The sequence below is a fragment of the Yoonia vestfoldensis genome (assembly GCF_002158905.1).
In the GTDB taxonomy this organism is placed as follows: domain Bacteria; phylum Pseudomonadota; class Alphaproteobacteria; order Rhodobacterales; family Rhodobacteraceae; genus Yoonia; species Yoonia vestfoldensis_B.
The window spans coordinates 1,724,277-1,741,917 of record NZ_CP021431.1; the positions used below are offsets into that span (position 1 = coordinate 1,724,277).

The following is a 17,641-nucleotide window of genomic DNA, read 5'->3' on the forward strand; positions in this document are numbered from 1 at the left end:
AGCCGCCCCAGGGCGGCGATGGTCACAGCCCCCTGATCTGGGGGTTGCGCCAGTTTTGGGCCGGGCCGATCATCAGATCATGCAGCGCCCAGACCAAAGCATCGACCCGGTCGGGCGAGCCGCGCCCTTCATAGCCCGCGCTGGTCATCTGGCACATCTGGTCTTCCAGATCGCCAAGCCCGCGCAGATGCCGCACGCGGCCTTGTTCATAAAGCGCCGCGACAGGTTCGGCGCGGGCCACTTTGCCGCGGCTGGCATGGACCGTGCGCAATGGCACCAGCGGGTCGATCTGGCGGATCACGGCGGCGACCATATCGCCGCCCTGGTTGACCTCGGCCACCAGCCTGTCGGCCTGATGGCGCGCCATGACGGCAATGGCGGCGCGCGCCCATTGATCGGGGCTGGCGCCTTGCAGGCTTGCATCTTCGAGCACATAGCCGCGCCAGTCCTGCACTGGCCCCTGCATCACCACGCCCGCGACGATGATCCCGCAGGCATCCGATCCGGCATGGGCCGTGGTGGGCGGGTCGAGCGCGACGACGATCCGCGTCAGCGGCGGTGCGATGTCGCGCTGACAGGCCGCCAGCGCACCCATCTGCCATAATGCGCCCTGCACATCATCAAGCATCACCCCGTCCAATTCCTGCCGCCCCAATGCCGTGCCGGCATATTCCGCCGCCATCTCGGCCAGGAAACCCTCGGCCAGATTGGCGCGGTTGGCGCTGGTGGGCGCATGGGTGACCACGGTGCCGGGCCGGTCCAGCACTTTGCGCAACAAGGCCTGCCGGCGCGGTGTCGTCGTCACGCAGACCCGTGGCGCATCGCCCAGCCGCAGCCCGAATTGCAGCATATCCCATGTCGCCGCCGCCTTGCGCCATTTGGCCAATTCATCCACCCAGGCGGCGTCGAATTGCGGGCCGCGCAGGGCCTCGGGGTCTTGGGCGGAAAACAGCGCCGCCTGCGCGCCATTGGGCCAGACCAGCATCTGGCGGGTCGCGATCCATTTTGGCCGCTGGCCGGGCGGGCAGACCGCCATGATCCCGCTATCGCCAAAGACCATCACTTCGCGCGCCTGGTGATAGGTTTCGCCGATCACCGCGATCCGGCGCGCCGGCCCTGTCGCCATGCTGCGCACCCATTCCGCCCCGGCGCGGGTCTTGCCCGCCCCGCGCCCGCCCAGGATCACCCAATTGCGCCAATCGCCCGGCGGCGGCAACTGATGGGGCATCGCCCAGAAGGCAAACAGATAGGGCAGCGCCTGCAATTCGGCGTCACTCAGGCTGGCCAGAAACGCCCGTTGCACCGAGACTGGCGCGGAGGCGATCAAGCCTGCGCCCAAGGTCATCGCGGATGCTGTCGAGCTGGTCGATATCGCCGGGGTTTGCGTTTTGGGCAGCATTGAAAGCCTCCTCGGCGGTCAGCACCTTCAGATGCGCCGCGATCAATTGATCCATACGGGTGATAAGAATGCGCGGCGTATCCTCGGCCAGATCGTCAGCGATCCGCAGGCTGTGATCCAGCACGCCGCGGATGCGCGCAAAAAGCGTGGTGATTTCCGTCACCCGCGCCTGCGCATCGATCTGCGCCTGTCTTTCTGTCTTGGCTTGCCTGCCGGGGCCAGATTGGTGATCGGATTGGTGATCAGGGTCGTGGTCGTGTCGTGCCGTCATGATGATGTGACCTGTTGGGAGCCTTCCGCAGGTCGAGTGGCGGACCATCCCGTCACGCCATCTAGCCTGCCGACCCTATCCCAAAATGGCCCAAAAAGCAACAAAGGGCCGCCCGGCACCCGTGCGACCCCTTGTCAATTTGTTCATCTTTTCAGGTGATTACTGGTTGGACTGGCGTTCCGCCTCGATCCGGCGCCAGACGGCCACGGCGCGGTTGTGATCGGCCAGATTGGTGGTGAACGTATGCCCGCCCGTGCCATCTGCGACGAAAAAGATATAGGCAGTCTGATCAGGGTTCACCGCCGCCGCGATACTGGCCTGCCCCGGATTGGCAATCGGCGTCGCTGGCAGCCCGTCGATCACATAGGTGTTCCAGGGGTTATCGGCGCGCAATTCGCTTTGCCGGATGCCGCGCCCCAGCACGCCCTGCCCGCGCGTGACGCCATAGATCACGGTGGGGTCGGTTTGCAGGCGCATCCCCTGGCGCAGCCGGTTGATAAAGACGCTGGCGACCTGCCTGCGTTCATCGACCTCGCTGGTTTCCTTTTCGATGATACTGGCCAGAATCAGCATATCCTCGGGGCTGGCCAGCGGCAGGTCGTCTTGCCGATTGGCCCAGGCCTCGGCGATGATCGCCTCTTGCCGCGCGATCATCTGCGCCAGAATCGCAGAGACCGGCGTGCCGGGGGTGAATTCATAGCTGGCCGGCGCCAGCATGCCTTCGGGCGGGGTTTCGGTCACATCCGCATCCAGCGCGCTGATCGCTTGCAGCGCATTCAGCACCTGCCAGCTGGTCACGCCTTCGGCCAGCACCACGCGCAAACGCGTATCATCCTGCGCGCGGACCTCGCTATAGATGGCGGGTTCTTCCTCGGTCAGCGGGTCAAAGCTGGCGCGTTCGACATAGCGGTTGGTTGCGGGGTCAAGTTCGCGCACCACGCCTTGCAGCTGGTTCACGCCGATCCTGTAGATCACCTCGGTGCCGCAGCTATTGGCCCCGCCGCGGGTGATGATCTCCATGATTTGCGCCATCGAGGCGGCCTCGGGCACCAGAAAGCTGCCTGCTTTCAACAGGCCCGATGTTGCGCTGTAATCGGCCCCGATGCGCAGGATCGTGCCACTGCTGACCGCGCCCTGCGCCACCAGCGATTCTGTCACCCGCGACATCGACGCGCCGCTGGGCACCTGGAAACAGATCGCTTGCGCCAAGGGGCCGGGATCGCGGTATTGTTTCATGCCCCAGCCGATCACCCCTGCCAACAAGAACAGGGCCACGGTCAAAAAGGTCAGGAAATTGGCCGCGATATGCCGCCACATCAGGCGATTTTCCCAAAGATCACGCTGGCATTGGTGCCGCCAAAGCCAAAGGAATTGGACAGGGCCACATCGATCCGGCGTGCGCGCTTGGCATTGGCGCACAGGTCCACGGTGGTTTCCACATCGGGGTTATCAAGGTTGATCGTCGGCGGTGCCACCTGATCGCGGATCGCGAGGATGGAAAACACGGCCTCGATCGCGCCAGCGGCCCCCAACAAATGCCCCGTGGCGGATTTGGTTGATGACATGGTCAGTTTCGCCGCCGCCTGCGGCCCGACAAGCCGTTCCACCGCGCCCAATTCGATCGTATCGGCCATGGTCGATGTGCCATGCGCATTGACGTAATCAATCTGCGCGGGGTCGATGCCCGCATTGCGGCAGGCGGCGCGCATCGCGCGTTCGGCGCCTTCATGGTCGGGGGGCGGGGCTGTGATGTGATGGGCATCGCCCGACAGGCCATAGCCCAGCACCTCGGCGTAAATCTTGGCGCCGCGCGCCTTGGCATGTTCATATTCTTCCAGCACGACAATCCCCGCGCCTTCGCCCATGACAAACCCGTCACGGTCGCGATCCCAGGGGCGGCTGGCCTTGGTCGGATCGTCATTATGGGCGGTGGACAGGGCCTTGCAGGCATTGAAACCGGCAATGCCCAATTCGCAAATCGCGGCCTCTGCGCCGCCTGCGATCATCACATCGGCATCGCCGAACATGATCAGACGCGACGCATCGCCGATGGCATGCGCGCCGGTGGAACAGGCGGTCACTGGCGCATGGTTCGGGCCACGAAAGCCGTAACGGATCGAGACCTGCCCCGAGATCAGATTGATCAACGCACCCGGCACAAAGAAAGGCGACACCCGGCGCGGGCCTTTTTCAGCCATCATCACGGCCGTGTCGGCGATGGAATTCAGCCCGCCGATGCCAGAGCCGATCATCACCCCGGTGCGGTCCAGATCGGCGCGGTCGGTGGGCTGCCAGCCTGCATCCTCGATCGCTTGCTGGGCGGCGGCCATGCCGAACAGGATAAAGGTATCGACCTTGCGCTGTTCTTTGGGTTCCATATAGGCATCGGGGTTGAAAGTCCCGTCACTGCCATCGCCCAAGGGCACTTCGCAGGCATATTGCGTGGTCAGCTTGCTGGGATCAAAACCGGTGATCCGGCCCGCCCCCGATTGCCCGGCCAGCAGGCGATCCCATGTCTTTTCGACCCCGTCAGCCAGCGGCGTGACCAATCCTAACCCAGTTACAACGACACGGCGCATCTGATGTCCTCACCTCTTGGTGTGTTTTGAACGTGATAGCCCAGCCCGCCAGCAAGGGGCAAGTGCAGCAATGATCACGCGGGCGCAAAGCTGCGCGCCAAAGCAAAACGGCGCCCCGAAGGACGCCGCCCGCAACCCCGTAGGGCCGCGTTTTACTGCGCGCTGGAAATGAATTTCACGGCGTCGCCAAAGGTCTGGATGGTTTCGGCGGCATCATCGGGGATCTCGATCCCGAATTCCTCTTCGAAAGCCATGACCAATTCCACGGTATCAAGGCTGTCTGCACCCAGATCATCAATGAAGGACGCAGTCTCCGTCACTTTGTCTTCTTCAACACCAAGATGTTCTACAACGATCTTGCGTACGCGGTCTGCGACATCGCTCATGTCAATTCCTCATGTCTTTCTGGGCAGGTGCCCGTTTTCAGATTCCCTTGCGGGATTTAGCAAAGCGGAGGTTCACCGCATCTTCAAGCTGCGAGGCTCATAGCAGAGAATTCCGTCTTAGCAAACGGATTCCCCGCCAGCCGGTGTCAAAGCATGGCCATCCCGCCATTCACATGCAAGGTGCTGCCGGTGACATAGGCAGCCTCGTTGCTGGCCAGATACAGCACGGCGGCGGCGATCTCTTGGGCCTCGCCCATGCGGCCTGCGGGCACCTGCGTCAGGATCGCGGCTTTCTGATCATCATTCAGCTTGTCGGTCATGGCGGTGGTGATGAAACCGGGGGCCACGCAATTGACGGTGATGCCGCGGCTGGCGACCTCATAGGCGATGGATTTCGACATGCCGACCATCCCCGCTTTGCTGGCTGCATAATTCGCCTGCCCCGGATTGCCGGTCGCCCCCACGATGGAAGAGATATTCACGATCCGCCCCCAGCGCGCCTTCATCATGCCGCGAATGACGCCTTTGCACAGGCGCATGGTGGATGTCAGGTTGACCTCCAGCACGGATGACCATTCCTCGTCGGACATGCGCATGAACAGGTTGTCGCGGGTGATGCCGGCATTGTTCACCAGAATATCGACGGACCCCAACAGATCAGCGGCCTCTTTGGGCAGCGCATTCACGGCATCGGCATCCGACAGGTTGCAAGGCAGCACATGGGCGCGCGGGCCAAGCGATGCGGCCAGCGTTTCCAGCGGCGCGACCCGCGTGCCGGACAGCGCGACGGTGGCACCCGCCTCGTAAAGCGCCTTGGCGATCGCGCCGCCAATGCCCCCGGACGCCCCGGTGATCAGCGCATTTTTTCCAGTCAAATCAAACATCTGTATTCCTTTATTCCTGCAAGGAAGCCGCCATGGCCACCACGTCTTCGGGGGTTCCGACAGCGCTGGCCGTCAGGTCGCGGTTGATCCGCTTGACCATGCCGGACAGCGCCTTGCCCGCGCCGATTTCATAGATATCGGTCACACCCTGCGCGGCCATGAAGGCGACACTTTCGCGCCAGCGCACCGATCCGGTGACCTGCGCGACCAGCAATCTGCGGATCTCGGCAGGGTCGGTGACGACATCGGCCAGCACATTGGCCACCAGCCCCACGACCGGCGGATTGATCGCCACAGAGTCCAGCGCCTTGGCCATCACATCGGCGGCCGGGGCCATCAGGCTGCAATGAAAAGGTGCCGAAACCGGCAACAGGATCGCGCGTTTGGCCCCCTTGGCCTTGGCGATATCCAGCGCGCGTTCCACGGCGGCCTTATGGCCAGACACAACCACCTGCCCCGGATCATTGTCATTGGCAGCCTCGCAGATCTCGCCCTGGGCGGCGTCTTCGGCGACGGCGCGGGCCTGGTCGAAATCCAGCCCCAACAGGGCCGCCATCGCGCCGACACCCACCGGCACGGCATCCTGCATGGCGCGGCCACGGATGCGCAGCAGGCGGGCGGTATCGGCAATGGTCAGGGCGCGCGCAGCAGCAAGGGCGGCATATTCGCCCAGCGAATGGCCCGCCACGAAACGGGCGGCGGTGATATCGACGCCTTCGACCTCCAGCGCGCGGATCGTGGCCAGCGACGTGGCCATCAGGGCAGGCTGCGCATTCTGCGTCAGGGTCAGCGTGTCGATATCGCCCTCCCAGATCAGCGCGGACAGCTTTTCGCCCAAAGCCTCGTCAACCTCGTCGAACACGGCCTGTGCCGCGGGATAGGCGCTGGCAAGTGCGCGCCCCATCCCGATTGTCTGCGCCCCCTGGCCGGGAAAAACGAATGCCCGCATCTAGAGCTTCTCCTTCAAATTGTCTGGTCAGGCGGGTTTACCCTGCGCAACCGGACACGGCAAGCAAACTGGGACCCGCGCAGATTTGCACAAAGGCTCTGCATGACAGCGCCTATGCGGGACCGGGGCGGGCTGCTATCTGCAAACCATGCAAAGAGGTTGATCCATGTCCGTTTCCAATACTGCCCGTAGCTATGGCACCGTTACCAAAACCTTTCACTGGCTGACCGCCGGGCTGATCCTGGCCATCGCGCCCTTGGGGATCATCGCCGAACGGCTGCCCTATGAAAATGACGCGGAACTGGCGCTGAAGGCGCAGCTTTTCTCGGTGCATAAGACGCTGGGGGTGATCCTGTTTGCGGTGGCGCTGGCGCGAATCCTCTGGGCGCTGAGCCAGACCAAGCCCGGCGATCTGAACCCGCATCACAAGCTGCAATCAGCGCTGGCCGCCATGGTGCATTGGACGCTTTACATCAGCCTGGTCGCCGTGCCGCTGACCGGCTGGGTGCATCACGCCGCCACCAGCGGTTTCGCCCCGATCTTGCTGCCCATCGGGCAAGACCTGCCCCTGGTGCCCAAATCAGCCGCGCTGGCCGATATCATGGCCAGCCTGCATTGGCTCTTTGCCAATATCATGATTGTCGCGATCTTGCTGCATGTCGCAGGCGCGCTGAAACATCATCTGATCGACAAGGATGCCACGCTGCGGCGGATGTGGTTCGGCAAGGCCGATGCCCCGCTGATGCCCGCGCATCAAGGCAGCCTTGCCGCCCCTGTCAGCGCCGCCTTGGTCTTTGCGCTGGCCACGGGGGGGGCCGCCGCAGCGGGGCTGTTCAGCGCCGAACAGGCCCAGACGCGCCCGACGCTGGCGGCTGTCGCCTCTGACTGGACGGTGACAGCGGGCACGATCGGGATCAGCGTGACCCAGCTTGGTAGCCCCGTTGCGGGCAGTTTCACCGATTGGACCGCCGCGATCAGTTTCGATCCCGCCGCCACAGGTATCGCGGGCGAGGTTACGACGACGATCTCTATTGCCTCGCTGACGCTGGGGTCGGTGACATCCCAAGCCATGGGGGCCGATTTCTTTGACAGCGCCACCTATCCGACCGCGACATTCACGGGCACGATCCTGCAAGATGACGCAGGCTATAGCGCCGATGGGATGCTGACGATCAAAGGCGCCAGCCTGCCGGTCAGCTTTCCCTTCGATCTGACAATTGCGGGCGATACCGCCGAGATGTCCGGCACCCTGACGCTGGACCGGCGCGATTTCGGCATCGGCGCGTCGATGGCGGATGAAAGCAGCCTGGGCTTTGCGGTGGACGTGACATTGGCGGTCAGCGCAACCCAATAGCGCGCGACCAAAGACAAAGCTTTGCGCCGGTGCGGCGGGGGTAACCCCGCCTTACGCCCGCCGCGCAAGATCCGGACCCGTAGGGCGGGGTTCACCCCGCCGCCCCCCAGCCGCGCAGCCCCGCCAGCATGGCCTGCGCAATTTTCTGCTTGAGCGCGAAACCGCTTACCCCCTATCATCCGCAGGGACCCAAGCCATGCCCGCCGGAGGATCCCATGCGCCGCGCTGCCATCTTGTTTTCCGTGTTTTTGACAGGCTCTGCCTGCGCCGAATTGCAAAACACGCAATATGATTATGCCTTTATATCGCAGGCGCGTAGCTTTGCCTCGGCCGCCGAATTTCCGGGCCAGGTCTATCTTTTGGACATGTCAGGCGACGGGCCGGCCCTGACCGAGCTGAACCTTGATCTGCAGATCGACGATTCGCTTTATGCCAGCCAAGGGTCGGCAAATCTGTCGTCATCGCGGGTTTTGGGGGCCTCGGCAGATCTTGTCCGGCGCGGCGTGGTGCAAGCCTCTGGCAGCCTAGCCTTTGACGCCTCGATCACGGCCACCAATACGCAGGTGCGGCGGATCACGGCCCCGCAGGCGGCAAGATTGCTGTCCGACGCCTATCGCACCGCCGCCGCCGGGCCGCATGCAGGGGAGGATCTGCCGCTTTATGCGCGCCAGGTCATCGACAACCCCGACATCTATTATGCCTTTGTCACCGGCTATATGGAAACCGATGCTTTGGTCTTGCAGCATGGCACACCGCAAGACGGCGATAATGGCGTCACGCTCTCGATCAATGGGGTCGAGTTTTCAAACGTGAATATTGGCAATCGCAACGTCTATAGCTGCAGCAAATCGGGTGAAGAGCGCGCCATCTGCGCCATCGCGGTCGAGCTGCTGGACGCCCGGCTGGTCGATGTCGACGGAGAGCTGTTTTTCCGCGCCTTCCCTGCCCCATTCGCGCCGCTGGCAATCGCGCAGGCCTTTCGCATGCGCAGCTAGCGCAGAGACGAAAAACCGCGCCGGATTGCCCCGGCGCGGTGTCTTGCAGCGCTGATGATCGCGCGACGGCGCTTATTCGGCTGCCATCGCCTCGATCGAGATCATCACTTCGACTTCATCGCTGACGAAAGGCGCGAAATTGCCAACGTTGAAATCGGACCGCAGCAGCGTGGTGGTCGCGTCGAAACCGGCCCAGGCCTTGTTTTCCATCGGATGCATGCCGGCCTGGTTCAGCGTGGCGTCCAGCACGACGCTTTTGGTCACGCCGTTCAGCGTCAGATCACCGGTGATCAGGGCGGTATTGTCGCCTGTGACCTCGATCGCGGTCGAGGTAAAGCTGACCATTTCATCATCGGCCGCGTCAAAGAAATCCGCGCTCATGAAATGGTTGAAACGGCCTTCCCAGCCGGTCAGCATTGTGCGCACGGGGAAAGACACATTGACCGAGGATGCGGCGGGATCTGCCTGGTCAAAGTCGATTTCGCCCTCAAAGCCCGAGAACATGCCATAGGTTGTCGAAAACCCCAGATGGTCATAGCTAAAGACGATCTGGCTGTGGCTGGCGTCCAGGACATAGGTTTCGGCGACGACGGGCGCGGCCAACAGCGTGGCCAGGGCGGCGGTCGAAAGGATCTTTTTCATGGGGCAACTCCAATGTTTGTGCAGGCCCCATAAGCCTGTTGAGGCCGCGAAACACAATTGCGCAATTCCGAACAGACAATGTTCGGCGACACGCCGCGCATCGCTCTGCGCGCAGGCGATTTTGCCCAAATCGCGGCGCTGCGGCAAAACCGGCGGCCAAGGCTTGCATTGCCGCCCAAGCTGCGTATAAGGCCCCATCCTTCTGCGAATATGATGAACTGCGCAGGCTCTCGTGGATGGGGTGCAGAAGGGTCACTGCCCCATGCTTTGAAATGCGCCGAGAAAAGAACTGGAGTATGCATGCCGCTGTATGAGCATGTGATGATTGCGCGTCAGGACTTGTCCAACACGCAAGCCGAAGCCCTGATCGAACATTTCGGGACCGTTCTTGCCGACAATGGCGGCAAGATGCTGGAAAACGAATATTGGGGCGTCAAGACGATGGCCTATAAGATCAACAAGAACCGCAAGGGCCATTATGCCCTGCTGCGCACCGATGCGCCCGCACCTGCGATCCAGGAAATGGAACGCCTGATGCGCCTGCACGAAGACGTCATGCGTGTGCTGACCATCAAGGTCGATGCCCATGAAGACGGCCCTTCGGTCCAGATGCAAAAGCGTGAAGAGCGCGGCGACCGGGGTGACCGCCCTGACCGTGGCGGCGAACGCCGCGAACGTCGTTGATCAGTAAAGGATAGCAATCATGGCAACCAAACCATTCTTCCGCCGTCGCAAGTCCGATCCGTTCGAAGGCAATGACGCGCCCAAGATCGACTATAAGGACACACGCACCCTGCAGCGCTATATCTCTGAGCGCGGCAAGATCGTCCCCGCCCGTATCACCGCTGTCGGAGCCAAGAACCAGCGCGCGCTCGCCCGTGCGATCAAGCGTGCCCGGTTCCTTGCCCTGCTGCCATACGCTGTAAAGTAAGGACATATCATGGATATCATTCTTCTCGAACGCGTGGCAAAACTCGGTCAGATGGGCGAAGTTGTGTCCGTCAAGGACGGCTATGCCCGCAACTTCCTGCTGCCACAGGGCAAAGCCCTGCGCGTGAACGCGGCCAATATGGCCCGTTTCGAGGCTGAAAAGGCCCAGATGGAAGCCCGCAACCTCGAAACCAAGAAAGAGGCCCAGGCACTGGCCGAAAAGCTGGATGGTCAGCGTTTCGTGATCATCCGCTCTGCCTCGGATGGTGGCGCGCTTTACGGGTCGGTCACGCCCCGCGATGCCGCCGAAGCCGCGACAAAGGCCGGTTTCAGCATCAACAAAGGTCAGATCGTTCTGACCGGTGCGATCAAGGATCTTGGCCTGCATGACGTGCTGGTCAACCTGCACCCCGAAGTCGATGCCACGATCACGCTGAACGTCGCACGCTCTGCCGAAGAGGCCCAGCTTCAGGAAGCCGGCAAATCCATCGCCGAACTGGCCGCCGAAGAAGAGGCCGCCGCAGAGTTCGAGATCCAGGAATTGTTCGACGATATCGGCGGCGCTGCCGACGAATTCGGCGACGACGACCGCGGCTAAACCGCGACTTTACAGAATGAAAAAGGGCCGCGGCACATGCCAGCGGCCCTTTTTGTTTGGGCGGCCCTGCCCGTTCAGCGGTCGAAGGTTTCCAGCTGCAAGACCGCGTCGCAATAAGACCCGTCATAGGTGCCGATCCAGATGTCGATCCGCCCGTCCGCGGGCTGCGTCAGGGTGATCAGCGGATCAAGATTGCCGTTATCGTCGTCGTCATAATACCACGTCGCCGTCGCGGTATTGATCAACAGTGCCGCATCGCATCGGCTGACAACGCTGATGACAAGTCGGTAAGGCTGCATCCCCGATAGCGCGAACGAGAAATCCGGAGAGGCCGGGAAATACCCCGCCCCCACATCCGTGCTAGGCCGGATTTGCGGGCAATCGCCCAGTGCATGCTGGCCGCCCGCGCCGACCTCGAACTGCCTCGGCGCATAAAGCTCCTTGCCCGTCGCCTGAAAGGATTGCTGCGGCGCAATCGTAAAATCGGGACATGCGACCGCCGCTGTCCCTGCGGCCGAACTCAGGACCACCGCGAATAGAAACCGTCTTAGCATACTGGCGACCCTCGCTTTGCATGTCATCACACATCCGTGATGCTGCCGCCTGAAAACGGAAATTATGGGTCCGCTTTGCGGTCGCTTTATGGCAGCAGCACCCGTGAGCCAACAAAAAAGGGCTAAGGCAGAGCGCATCTTGACATTGCGCCACACCAAGACGCAGACGAGCGTCTTCGGTGCGCAATCTCCGCTTCGAGCCCAAAGCATCTCCTAGATCGAAGCTTTGGCCCACCGCGTGATCACTTCGTTGCGGTCGTTTTCGTTGCGGCATCGCCACTTTTGCGGTCCATCTGCGCTACCGAAAACGTCTGAGATGTAAGTGCGGAACTTCGATCTATTCTTGAGACTGCGAATGGCGAATTTGTATTGCTGCCACGGCCAATCAATGTTGCCGGGTGGAAGTTCTGATCTGGTCTTGCCACGATGTTTCCACGGGCGGGTAGCAAGCCGCCACGCCCTGACATGTTCTGGAGGGTCCAGCCAAACCAAAACGTCAGCCTTCTCAACAGCTTGAGCCAAAAGACTTGGGCCGCCTTCAAGTATCCACGCCTCTTTTTCAAGCGCTTCCGCCAGAGCAGCATCTATCTCAGCGCGTGGGCGTTGACGCCAGTCCTTCTGGAGCTTGATCGCATCGAAAGAGATCACAGGAACTTCTGGTCGGGCCAAAGCTAACTTTGCAGCGAAGTGGCTTTTCCCGACACCGTTTGATCCAGTGATGATTACCTTTTTCAATCCAGCCTCTTCAATAACGCTCTACCGCGCAGGATAGCGATTGTTGTTGGGATATCCAATGGCAACAAAGTCCGCATAACCGACAACCACATCTACGCCCACCCCAACAAAAAAGGGCGCCCGCAGGCGCCCTTTTCCGTCACGACATGCTGTCGCGCTTATTCTTCTTCCAGCTTTTCGACCGCTTTTTGCAGATCGTCCTTGCTGACTTCTTTTTCCGTCACGGTCGCGGCGGCAAGGATATGGTCGACAACCTTGTCCTCGAACATCGGGGCCTGCAATTGCTGGCGGAATTGTGCGTTCTGCTGCACGAATTCAAAGAACTGGCGTTCCTGGCCGGGATATTGGCGGGCCTGGTTCATGATGGCTTGGGTCATTTCCTGATCGGTGACCTTCACCTCGGCCTTCTGGCCGATATCGGCCAGCAACAGGCCCAGTTTCACGCGGCGTTCGGCCAAGGATTTATGCTCTTCGGTGGGCGTGATCTCGGGGTGATCATGGCCCTGCACCTCGGGGTTTTCCTCGTGCCACAGTTGATGCGCGATCTGGTTGGCTTCGGCCTCGACCAAAGCGGCGGGCAGATCAAAGCTGACGACGCCATCAAGCTGATCCAGCAAGGCGCGTTTGGCCAGCGCGCGCGAGGCACCGCTATATTCAGCCTCCAGCCGGTCGGCGATCTGGGTCTTGAGCGTGGCCAGATCCTCGGCGCCGAATTTCGTGGCCAGCTCGTCATTGATCTCGGGCGTTTTGGGCGCGCGGACTTCTTTGATCGTGCAGGTAAAGACGGCTGTCTTGCCGGCCAGATGATCGGCCTGATATTCCGCGGGGAAGGTCACCTCGACATCCTTGACCTCGCCGGCCTTGACCTTCAGCAACCCGTCTTCAAAGCCGGGGATAAAGGAATTGGACCCCAGCACCAGCGGGTAATCTTCGGCGGAACCGCCTTCAAAGGCTTCGCCATCAACCTTGCCCACGAAATCCAGAACGACCTGATCGTCCTTTTTCGCTTGGGTTTTCTTGGCTTCATAGGACACGGCCTGCGGCGATGCGGCCAGATTGTCCAGCGCTTCCTGCACGGCGGCATCATCGGCCTTTACGACCATGCGGTCGATCGTGATCTTGGCGAAATCCACGGCAGGGATCTCGGGCAGCTTTTCATAGGACACATCGACCTGCACATCATCGCCGGGCGTCCAATCGGGGTTCGACATCTTCATCTCGGGCTGGGCTGCGGGCCGGTCGCCTGTCGCATCCAGATGCGCGCGCACAGCAGAATCGATGCTGTCCTGCATGGCTTCGCCCATCAGACGCTCGCCATATTGCTTGCGCAGCAGCGCCATCGGGACCTTGCCCTTGCGAAAGCCTTTCATCTCGATGGTTGGCTGCGCTTCTTTGAGCTTTTCTTCAACCTTCGCGTCCAGTTCCGCCGCGGTGACGGTGATGGCATAGCCGCGCTTGAGGCCTTCGTTCAGGGTCTCGGTGACCTGCATTTGCTGTCCTTTTTTACCTATCTTGGTGCGGGTGGAGGGACTTGAACCCCCACGCCTTGCGGCGCCAGAACCTAAATCTGGTGCGTCTACCAATTTCGCCACACCCGCATGATCAAAAGGGGCAGGTTTTCGGGCCTGCCCCATGTTGGGCGCTGTCTAGCAAAGCTGGTGACGGGATGCGAGAGGAAAATAACCGCCTAAAGCCCCAGTTTGCGAAAGATGGCGGGCAGCTGTTCGGGCAAATCCTCGGCAATCAGACCGGGGCCGAAATGCAAGGCGGATTCGGCATGCAGCCATGCTGCGGTGACAGCGGCCTGCGACGGGGCAAATCCCCGCGCCAAGAGCCCGGTGATGATCCCCGCCAGCACATCGCCCGCCCCCGCCGTCGCCAGCCAGGGCGCGCGGCGCGCGTAAACCGCCCCGTGCAGGGTGCAGCCGCCCAAAGGATCGGCAATCACCGTATCAGGGCCCTTGCGCAACAGGATGCAGCCCGCCCGCTGGGCGGCGGCGCGCACAGCTGCGACGCGGGACAGCCCGGCCTCGGCCAGATCCGGAAACAGCCGCGCGAATTCGCCGTCATGCGGGGTCAGCAGGCACTGGCCATGCAAGGCCGCAAACAGCGCCTTGTCGCGCGCCAAAAGCGTCAGCGCATCGGCATCCAGCACCAGCCTTGCAGGGCCAGATTCTGGGCCGGATTCTGGGCCAGATTCCTGCGCAGGCCCGGGACGGGTGGCGGCAAGGGCCAGGCCCAGCATCGCCGCCGCCCGCGCATCAAGCCCAAAGCCCGGACCAAGACAAAGCGCAGTGATCCGCTTGTCCTGCAACACGGCACGCAGCGCCGCGGCATCGGCGACCTCGCGCAGCATGATCGCATCAAGCTGCGCCGCATTTTCCGCAATCGCATCAGGCGGGCAGGCAATAGTCACAGCCCCCGCCCCGACCCGCAGCGCGGCACGCGCCGCCAGGCGGGCGGCGCCACCCTGCCCGCTGCCCCCCGCCAGCACCAGCGCATGGCCATGCGTATATTTATGACCCTGCCCCTTGGCGCAGGCGCGGATCAGATCGGGCGGCAGCGCATCAACCAAGGTCACAGCCGGCACCGGACCCGCGCGCAGCACCGCATCACGATAAGGCGCAAGCCCGATATCGGCCACCACCAGACATCCGCAATATTCCGGCCCCTCGGCCAGGTAATGGCCCAGCTTGGGGCTGTCGAAAGTCACCGTCAGCGCAGCCCGCGGTACCTGTCCCAGCGCCAGACCGCGATCTGCCGACAAACCCGATGGCAGATCGACCGCCACCAGACGCGGCAGCGCCATCTCGGCCAGACAGGCAAGGATTGCAGCCAATTCCCCCGCCACTGGCCGCGACAACCCGGTGCCAAAAACCGCATCAACACAAAGATCCGCCCCCGCAGAACGCTGCAAGGCCGCCACATCCAGCGGCTGCACCGGCCCCATTGCACGCCAAAGCAATTCTTGCGCCCGCGCATCGGGCGCCTCGGCTCCGATCCCGGCTCCGGCCCCCGCCCCACGCCCAGCCCATGCCAGCACATCCACATGCCAGCCCGCCGCATGCAGTATCTGGGCCACGACATACCCGTCACCGCCATTATTGCCTGCACCGCAAAGCACCAGCGCCCGCCGCCCCATCTTTCGAGTGGAAATATCCCGGGGGTCCGGGGGCTGGCCCCCGGCTGCCGCCAGCTCTGGCCATTGCGCCATGACCGCGTCAACAACAGCGCGCCCCGCCCGCAGCATCAAGGCGGATCCGGTCACCGCGCCCTGCGCGATCGCGGCCTGTTCGATGGCGGTCATTTGGGCGGCTGTCAGCAAATAAGTCAAAAGATTGGCCCCTAAGTTTTCATTTCGCACACTATTTAGTCATCCCGCACAATCCATAATCACCAGCCTCTGTTTCCGGCGGCGCATCCGCATCAGGACTTTGCCACGAATTGTCCCCGTGCAACAGAAATGGTCTCACCGCTGTGACTGAAATCCAAGGAGTCGCATGCCATGAAAAAGATCGAGGCGATCATCAAGCCGTTCAAGCTGGACGAGGTGAAAGAAGCGCTGCAAGACATGGGCGTGCAGGGTCTGTCGGTGGTCGAGGTCAAAGGCTTCGGGCGTCAGAAAGGCCATACCGAACTCTATCGCGGTGCTGAATATGTCGTCGATTTCCTGCCCAAGGTAAAGATCGAGGTTGTGCTGCCCGACGATCAGGTTGATGGCGCAATCGAGGCGATCATTGCCGCCGCCAAAACCGACAAGATCGGCGATGGCAAGATTTTCGTTTCCTCCGTCGAACAGGCCATCCGGATCAGGACTGGCGAATCCGGCGACGAAGCCCTTTAACACCGCTTTCCGCCGCCCGGTCGGGCGTTCGCCAAGCAAAACCCGAGATACTACAGAAAGGTGCCCAAGAATGGACAAGAAAGCTGTTCTCAAACTGATCAAGGATGAAGAGGTCGATTACGTCGATATCCGCTTCACCGACCCGCGCGGCAAGTTGCAACACGTCACCGTGGTTGCCGATCTTGTCGACGAAGACTTCCTTGACGAAGGCTTCATGTTCGACGGCTCGTCCATCGCAGGCTGGAAATCCATCGACCAATCCGACATGAAACTGATGCCCGACGCCTCCAGCGCCTATGTCGATCCGTTCTATGCCGAAAAGACGATCTGCATCCATTGCAACGTGGTCGAACCCGATACGATGGAACCCTATGACCGCGACCCGCGCGGCACCGCCGTCAAGGCCGAGGAATATCTGAAATCCTCTGGCATCGGCGATTCCGCCTTTTTCGGGCCAGAGGCCGAATTCTTTGTCTTCGACGATGTGCGTTTCAGCGTGTCGATGAACAAAGTGTCCTATCAGGTCGATGCGCTGGACGGCGCATGGAACACTGACACCGAATATGAAATGGGCAATACCGGCCATCGTCCGGGCATCAAGGGCGGCTATTTCCCGGTCAACCCGATTGATGATGCACAGGAAATGCGGTCCGAAATGCTGTCCACGATGAAGCGGATGGGCATGAAAGTGGACAAGCACCACCACGAGGTCGCCTCTTGCCAGCACGAGCTGGGCCTGATTTTCGGCACGCTGACCCATCAGGCCGATGAGATCCAGAAATACAAATATGTGATCCACAACGTGGCGCAGGCTTACGGCAAATCGGCGACCTTCATGCCGAAACCCATCGCTGGCGACAATGGCACCGGGATGCATGTGAACATGTCGATCTGGAAAGACGGCAAGCCTTTGTTCGCAGGCGACAAATATGCCGATCTGTCGCAAGAGGCGCTGTATTTCATCGGTGGCATCCTGAAACATGCCAAGGCGCTGAACGCGATCACCAACCCGACCACGAACAGCTATAAGCGTCTGATCCCCGGCTTCGAAGCCCCCGTGCTGCGCGCCTATTCCGCCCGCAACCGGTCTGGCTGTGTGCGTATTCCATGGGCCGAATCGCCCAAGGCAAAACGCGTCGAGGCCCGTTTCCCCGATCCGGCCGCCAACCCTTATCTGGCCTTTGCAGCATTGCTGATGGCCGGGCTTGACGGGATCAAGAACAAGATCGACCCCGGCCCCTCCTCGGACAAGGATCTTTACGATCTGCCCCCCGAAGAGCTGGCATCGATCCCGACCGTCTGCGGCTCGCTGCGCGAGGCGCTGGAATCGCTGGAAGCCGATCATGAATTCCTGCTGGCCGGTGACGTGTTCACCAAATCCCAGCTTGAAGGCTATATGGCGCTGAAGTGGGAAGAGGTTTACGCCTACGAACACACACCGCATCCGATCGAGTTCAAGATGTATTACAGCTGCTGATCGCAGGCTGATTGCAAAGAAACCCCGCCTGAGAGATCAGGTGG

The 17,641-nt window shown here is 61.6% G+C and carries 19 protein-coding genes and 1 tRNA gene; 7 read left to right on the plus strand and 13 right to left on the minus strand.

The genetic code is table 11. The annotated features are described in order from the left end of the window. Positions 1 to 22: 22 nt before the first annotated feature. From LOKVESSMR4R_RS08500 to fabD, 7 genes are all read right to left on the minus strand, one after another. Entirely contained in the window at positions 23 to 1,345 is a 1,323-nt protein-coding gene (locus LOKVESSMR4R_RS08500) for a DNA-packaging protein (RefSeq protein WP_087207487.1), read from the minus strand. Then, on the minus strand, positions 1,272 to 1,670 hold the full coding sequence (locus LOKVESSMR4R_RS08505) for a hypothetical protein (protein WP_237331940.1): 399 nt from the start codon (positions 1,668 to 1,670) through the stop codon (positions 1,272 to 1,274). The genes LOKVESSMR4R_RS08500 and LOKVESSMR4R_RS08505 overlap by 74 nt, the downstream gene beginning before the upstream one ends. Before the next feature lie 159 nt (positions 1,671 to 1,829). Next, entirely contained in the window at positions 1,830 to 2,987 is a 1,158-nt protein-coding gene (gene mltG, locus LOKVESSMR4R_RS08510; RefSeq protein WP_087207489.1) for an endolytic transglycosylase MltG, read from the minus strand. Then, entirely contained in the window at positions 2,987 to 4,249 is a 1,263-nt protein-coding gene (fabF, locus tag LOKVESSMR4R_RS08515) for a beta-ketoacyl-ACP synthase II (protein WP_087207490.1), read from the minus strand. The genes mltG and fabF overlap by 1 nt, the downstream gene beginning before the upstream one ends. A gap of 152 nt (positions 4,250 to 4,401) precedes the next feature. Continuing rightward, a complete protein-coding gene (locus LOKVESSMR4R_RS08520; protein ID WP_007205102.1) occupies positions 4,402 to 4,635 on the minus strand; it encodes an acyl carrier protein in 234 nt (77 codons plus the stop codon). 146 nt (positions 4,636 to 4,781) lie between these two features. Beyond that, positions 4,782 to 5,519: a 3-oxoacyl-[acyl-carrier-protein] reductase gene (gene fabG, locus LOKVESSMR4R_RS08525; RefSeq protein WP_087207493.1), complete on the minus strand. Its 738-nt coding sequence runs from the start codon at positions 5,517 to 5,519 to the stop codon at positions 4,782 to 4,784. Between the two features lie 10 nt (positions 5,520 to 5,529). Then, positions 5,530 to 6,468: an ACP S-malonyltransferase gene (fabD, locus tag LOKVESSMR4R_RS08530; protein WP_087207495.1), complete on the minus strand. Its 939-nt coding sequence runs from the start codon at positions 6,466 to 6,468 to the stop codon at positions 5,530 to 5,532. 166 nt (positions 6,469 to 6,634) lie between these two features. On the opposite strand from fabD, the gene LOKVESSMR4R_RS08535 reads away from it, so the two are divergent. Next, on the plus strand, positions 6,635 to 7,822 hold the full coding sequence (locus tag LOKVESSMR4R_RS08535) for a cytochrome b/b6 domain-containing protein (protein WP_087207497.1): 1,188 nt from the start codon (positions 6,635 to 6,637) through the stop codon (positions 7,820 to 7,822). A gap of 215 nt (positions 7,823 to 8,037) precedes the next feature. Beyond that, positions 8,038 to 8,817 (plus strand): hypothetical protein, encoded by a 780-nt coding sequence (locus LOKVESSMR4R_RS08540; protein WP_087207499.1) that lies wholly within the window; start codon positions 8,038 to 8,040, stop codon positions 8,815 to 8,817. Positions 8,818 to 8,889: 72 nt separating this feature from the next. On the opposite strand, the gene LOKVESSMR4R_RS08545 is transcribed toward LOKVESSMR4R_RS08540, so the two are convergent. After that, the gene (locus tag LOKVESSMR4R_RS08545; RefSeq protein WP_087212889.1) at positions 8,890 to 9,459 is read right to left on the minus strand and encodes a YceI family protein; all 570 of its coding nucleotides are present in this window, start codon (positions 9,457 to 9,459) and stop codon (positions 8,890 to 8,892) included. A gap of 300 nt (positions 9,460 to 9,759) precedes the next feature. Here LOKVESSMR4R_RS08545 and rpsF point away from each other — a divergent pair, with 300 nt between their 5' ends. From rpsF to rplI, 3 genes are read left to right on the plus strand one after another with little or no spacing between them, the layout of a single operon-like run. After that, positions 9,760 to 10,143 carry a 30S ribosomal protein S6 gene (rpsF, locus tag LOKVESSMR4R_RS08550; protein ID WP_087207500.1) on the plus strand — a complete coding sequence of 128 codons (384 nt, stop codon included), beginning with the start codon at positions 9,760 to 9,762 and terminating at the stop codon, positions 10,141 to 10,143. A 19-nt stretch (positions 10,144 to 10,162) separates the two neighbouring features. Then, positions 10,163 to 10,390 carry a 30S ribosomal protein S18 gene (rpsR, locus tag LOKVESSMR4R_RS08555; protein ID WP_087207502.1) on the plus strand — a complete coding sequence of 76 codons (228 nt, stop codon included), beginning with the start codon at positions 10,163 to 10,165 and terminating at the stop codon, positions 10,388 to 10,390. 9 nt (positions 10,391 to 10,399) lie between these two features. Next, complete coding sequence (rplI, locus tag LOKVESSMR4R_RS08560) at positions 10,400 to 10,987, plus strand: 50S ribosomal protein L9 (RefSeq protein ID WP_087207504.1); 588 nt, start codon at positions 10,400 to 10,402, stop codon at positions 10,985 to 10,987. 74 nt (positions 10,988 to 11,061) lie between these two features. Here the strand turns inward: rplI and LOKVESSMR4R_RS08565 are convergent, their stop codons facing one another. The 5 genes from LOKVESSMR4R_RS08565 to LOKVESSMR4R_RS08585 form a co-directional block, all read right to left on the minus strand. After that, entirely contained in the window at positions 11,062 to 11,541 is a 480-nt protein-coding gene (locus LOKVESSMR4R_RS08565; RefSeq protein ID WP_087207506.1) for a hypothetical protein, read from the minus strand. 213 nt (positions 11,542 to 11,754) lie between these two features. After that, a complete protein-coding gene (locus tag LOKVESSMR4R_RS08570) occupies positions 11,755 to 12,276 on the minus strand; it encodes a DNA topology modulation protein FlaR (RefSeq protein ID WP_087207509.1) in 522 nt (173 codons plus the stop codon). 158 nt (positions 12,277 to 12,434) lie between these two features. Then, positions 12,435 to 13,766: a trigger factor gene (gene tig / locus LOKVESSMR4R_RS08575; protein WP_087207511.1), complete on the minus strand. Its 1,332-nt coding sequence runs from the start codon at positions 13,764 to 13,766 to the stop codon at positions 12,435 to 12,437. Positions 13,767 to 13,789: 23 nt separating this feature from the next. Beyond that, a tRNA-Leu gene (locus tag LOKVESSMR4R_RS08580) sits at positions 13,790 to 13,874 on the minus strand. A gap of 89 nt (positions 13,875 to 13,963) precedes the next feature. Beyond that, positions 13,964 to 15,583, minus strand: coding sequence for an NAD(P)H-hydrate dehydratase (locus LOKVESSMR4R_RS08585; RefSeq protein WP_087207513.1), 1,620 nt, complete (start codon positions 15,581 to 15,583; stop codon positions 13,964 to 13,966). Between the two features lie 198 nt (positions 15,584 to 15,781). On the opposite strand from LOKVESSMR4R_RS08585, the gene LOKVESSMR4R_RS08590 reads away from it, so the two are divergent. Both LOKVESSMR4R_RS08590 and glnA read left to right on the plus strand, forming a co-directional pair. After that, complete coding sequence (locus tag LOKVESSMR4R_RS08590; RefSeq protein WP_087207514.1) at positions 15,782 to 16,120, plus strand: P-II family nitrogen regulator; 339 nt, start codon at positions 15,782 to 15,784, stop codon at positions 16,118 to 16,120. A gap of 70 nt (positions 16,121 to 16,190) precedes the next feature. Then, on the plus strand, positions 16,191 to 17,597 hold the full coding sequence (gene glnA / locus LOKVESSMR4R_RS08595; RefSeq protein ID WP_087207517.1) for a type I glutamate--ammonia ligase: 1,407 nt from the start codon (positions 16,191 to 16,193) through the stop codon (positions 17,595 to 17,597). Positions 17,598 to 17,641 lie beyond the last annotated feature (44 nt).

Bases quoted from the DNA above. Each gene is read 5' to 3' on its own strand.
- glnA (WP_087207517.1), top strand. From the start codon at position 16,191: ATGGACAAGAAAGCTGTTCTCAAACTGATCAAGGATGAAGAGGTCGAT.
- fabD (WP_087207495.1), bottom strand. From the start codon at position 6,468: ATGCGGGCATTCGTTTTTCCCGGCCAGGGGGCGCAGACAATCGGGATG.
- LOKVESSMR4R_RS08535 (WP_087207497.1), top strand. From the start codon at position 6,635: ATGTCCGTTTCCAATACTGCCCGTAGCTATGGCACCGTTACCAAAACC.
- LOKVESSMR4R_RS08565 (WP_087207506.1), bottom strand. From the start codon at position 11,541: ATGCTAAGACGGTTTCTATTCGCGGTGGTCCTGAGTTCGGCCGCAGGG.
- mltG (WP_087207489.1), bottom strand. From the start codon at position 2,987: ATGTGGCGGCATATCGCGGCCAATTTCCTGACCTTTTTGACCGTGGCC.
- rplI (WP_087207504.1), top strand. From the start codon at position 10,400: ATGGATATCATTCTTCTCGAACGCGTGGCAAAACTCGGTCAGATGGGC.
- LOKVESSMR4R_RS08590 (WP_087207514.1), top strand. From the start codon at position 15,782: ATGAAAAAGATCGAGGCGATCATCAAGCCGTTCAAGCTGGACGAGGTG.
- LOKVESSMR4R_RS08520 (WP_007205102.1), bottom strand. From the start codon at position 4,635: ATGAGCGATGTCGCAGACCGCGTACGCAAGATCGTTGTAGAACATCTT.
- LOKVESSMR4R_RS08505 (WP_237331940.1), bottom strand. From the start codon at position 1,670: ATGACGGCACGACACGACCACGACCCTGATCACCAATCCGATCACCAA.
- rpsR (WP_087207502.1), top strand. From the start codon at position 10,163: ATGGCAACCAAACCATTCTTCCGCCGTCGCAAGTCCGATCCGTTCGAA.
- fabG (WP_087207493.1), bottom strand. From the start codon at position 5,519: ATGTTTGATTTGACTGGAAAAAATGCGCTGATCACCGGGGCGTCCGGG.
- fabF (WP_087207490.1), bottom strand. From the start codon at position 4,249: ATGCGCCGTGTCGTTGTAACTGGGTTAGGATTGGTCACGCCGCTGGCT.
- LOKVESSMR4R_RS08500 (WP_087207487.1), bottom strand. From the start codon at position 1,345: ATGACCTTGGGCGCAGGCTTGATCGCCTCCGCGCCAGTCTCGGTGCAA.
- LOKVESSMR4R_RS08540 (WP_087207499.1), top strand. From the start codon at position 8,038: ATGCGCCGCGCTGCCATCTTGTTTTCCGTGTTTTTGACAGGCTCTGCC.
- tig (WP_087207511.1), bottom strand. From the start codon at position 13,766: ATGCAGGTCACCGAGACCCTGAACGAAGGCCTCAAGCGCGGCTATGCC.
- LOKVESSMR4R_RS08545 (WP_087212889.1), bottom strand. From the start codon at position 9,459: ATGAAAAAGATCCTTTCGACCGCCGCCCTGGCCACGCTGTTGGCCGCG.
- rpsF (WP_087207500.1), top strand. From the start codon at position 9,760: ATGCCGCTGTATGAGCATGTGATGATTGCGCGTCAGGACTTGTCCAAC.
- LOKVESSMR4R_RS08585 (WP_087207513.1), bottom strand. From the start codon at position 15,583: ATGACCGCCATCGAACAGGCCGCGATCGCGCAGGGCGCGGTGACCGGA.